The sequence below is a fragment of the Mycobacterium sp. SMC-15 genome (assembly GCF_045310925.1).
In the GTDB taxonomy this organism is placed as follows: Bacteria; Actinomycetota; Actinomycetes; order Mycobacteriales; family Mycobacteriaceae; genus Mycobacterium.
Map to the genome: position 1 here is coordinate 1 of NZ_JBJIAJ010000027.1, position 2,760 is coordinate 2,760.

Here is a 2,760-nt window from a genome sequence, read left to right on the forward strand (position 1 = left end):
TTTGTGGGGGTGGGTGTGTTGTCGCTCCATCTTGGTGGTGGGGTGTGGTGTTTGTTTTGTGGATAGTGGTTGCGAGCATCTAACAAGCGAGGCTTTGGTCTTGTTTGTTTTGCAATTTTTGTTTCTTGGTTTTTGTGATTTGTAAGTGTTTAAGGGCGCATGGTGGATGCCTTGGCATCGAGAGCCGATGAAGGACGTAGGAGGCTGCGATATGCCTCGGGGAGCTGCCAACCTAGCGTGGATCCGAGGATGTCCGAATGGGGAAACCCGGCACGAGTGATGTCGTGTCACCCTCCGGTGAATGTATAGCCGGTGGGGAGGTAACGCGGGGAAGTGAAACATCTCAGTACCCGTAGGAAGAGAAAACAAAATGTGATTCCGTGAGTAGTGGCGAGCGAAAGCGGAGGATGGCTAAACCGTATGCATGTGATACCGGGTAGGGGTTGTGTGTGCGGGGTTGTGGGAGTGTCATGTCTGGGTCTACTCGCCTGGAGGACAGTGAAAAAGTGTTGTGGTTAGCGGAAGTGGCTTGGGATGGCCTGCCGTAGACGGTGAGAGCCCGGTACGTGAAAACCCGATACCTGTCTTGTGATGTTTCCCGAGTAGCAGCGGGCCCGTGGAATCTGCTGTGAATCTGCCGGGACCACCCGGTAAGCCTGAATACTACTCGATGACCGATAGCGGATTAGTACCGTGAGGGAATGGTGAAAAGTACCCCGGGAGGGGAGTGAAATAGTACCTGAAACCATGTGCCTACAATCCGTCAGAGCCCTCTCTTTGAGTGGGGTGATGGCGTGCCTTTTGAAGAATGAGCCTGCGAGTCACCGGCACGTCGCGAGGTTAACCCGTGTGGGGTAGCCGCAGCGAAAGCGAGTCTGAATAGGGCGTATCCAATCCGTTGGGGTTGGTGTAGTGGCGTGTTGTGGACCCGAAGCGGAGTGATCTACCCATGGCCAGGGTGAAGCGCGGGTAAGACCGCGTGGAGGCCCGAACCCACTTAGGTTGAAGACTGAGGGGATGAGTTGTGGGTAGGGGTGAAAGGCCAATCAAACTCCGTGATAGCTGGTTCTCCCCGAAATGCATTTAGGTGCAGCGTTGCGTGTTTCTCACCGGAGGTAGAGCTACTGGATGGCCGATGGGCCCTACTAGGTTACTGACGTCAGCCAAACTCCGAATGCCGGTGAGTGTAAGCGTGGCAGTGAGACGGCGGGGGATAAGCTCCGTGCGTCGAGAGGGAAACAGCCCAGATCGCCGGCTAAGGCCCCAAAGCGTGTGCTAAGTGGAAAAGGATGTGCAGTCGCTTAGACAACCAGGAGGTTGGCTTAGAAGCAGCCACCCTTGAAAGAGTGCGTAATAGCTCACTGGTCAAGTGATTGTGCGCCGATAATGTAGCGGGGCTCAAGCACACCGCCGAAGCCGCGGCAATACGTAAGTATTGGGTAGGGGAGCGTCCTGCATCCGGTGAAGCCACAGAGTGATCTAGTGGTGGAGGGTGTGGGAGTGAGAATGCAGGCATGAGTAGCGATGAGGCAAGTGAGAACCTTGCCCGCCGAAAGACCAAGGGTTCCTGGGCCAGGCCAGTCCTCCCAGGGTGAGTCGGGACCTAAGGCGAGGCCGACAGGCGTAGTCGATGGACAACGGGTTGATATTCCCGTACCCGTGTGTGGGCGTCCCTGATGAATCCATTCTGCTAACCACCCAAATGGTGGTCGATCTATCCCTTCGGGGTGCGACGATTACCGGCTGCGTGGGACCCGGGTGGGTAGTAGTCAAGCGATGGGGTGACGCAGGAAGGTAGCCGTACCAGTCAGTGGTAATACTGGGGCAAGCCCGTAGGAAGTCAGATAGGCAAATCCGTCTGGCATATATTCCGAGAGGTGATGCATAGCCGTTTGCGGCGAATTCGGTGATCCTATGCTGCCAAGAAAAGCCTCTAGCGAGCACATACACGGCCCGTACCCCAAACCAACACAGGTGGTCAGGTAGAGAATACCAAGGCGTACGAGTGAACTATGGTTAAGGAACTCGGCAAAATACCCCCGTAACTTCGGGAGAAGGGGGACCCTCATACCGTCATGGCCTTCGCGGCCGGCAGCGGGAGGGGGTCGCAGAAACCAGTGAGAAGCGACTGTTTACTAAAAACACAGGTCCGTGCGAAGTCGCAAGACGATGTATACGGACTGACGCCTGCCCGGTGCTGGAAGGTTAAGAGGACCGGTTAACCCTTCGGGGTGAAGCTGAGAATTTAAGCCCCAGTAAACGGCGGTGGTAACTATAACCATCCTAAGGTAGCGAAATTCCTTGTCGGGTAAGTTCCGACCTGCACGAATGGCGTAACGACTTCTCAACTGTCTCAACCATAGACTCGGCGAAATTGCATTACGAGTAAAGATGCTCGTTACGCGCGGCAGGACGAAAAGACCCCGGGACCTTCACTATAGCTTGGTATTGATGTTCGATGCGGTTTGTGTAGGATAGGTGGGAGACTGTGAAACTCGCACGCCAGTGTGGGTGGAGTCGTTGTTGAAATACCACTCTGATCGTATTGGACCTCTAACTTCGAACCATGAAGCTGGTTCAGGGACAGTGCCTGGTGGGTAGTTTAACTGGGGCGGTTGCCTCCTAAAATGTAACGGAGGCGCCCAAAGGTTCCCTCAACCTGGACGGCAATCAGGTGTTGAGTGTAAGTGCACAAGGGAGCTTGACTGTAAGACTGACACGTCAAACAGGGACGAAAGTCGGGACTAGTGATCCGGCACC

The 2,760-nt window shown here is 55.0% G+C and carries 1 rRNA gene; it reads left to right on the top strand.

From position 1 onward, the window contains the following. Positions 1-139: 139 nt before the first annotated feature. Positions 140-2,760, top strand: a 23S ribosomal RNA gene (locus ACJH71_RS22215); the annotation flags it as partial.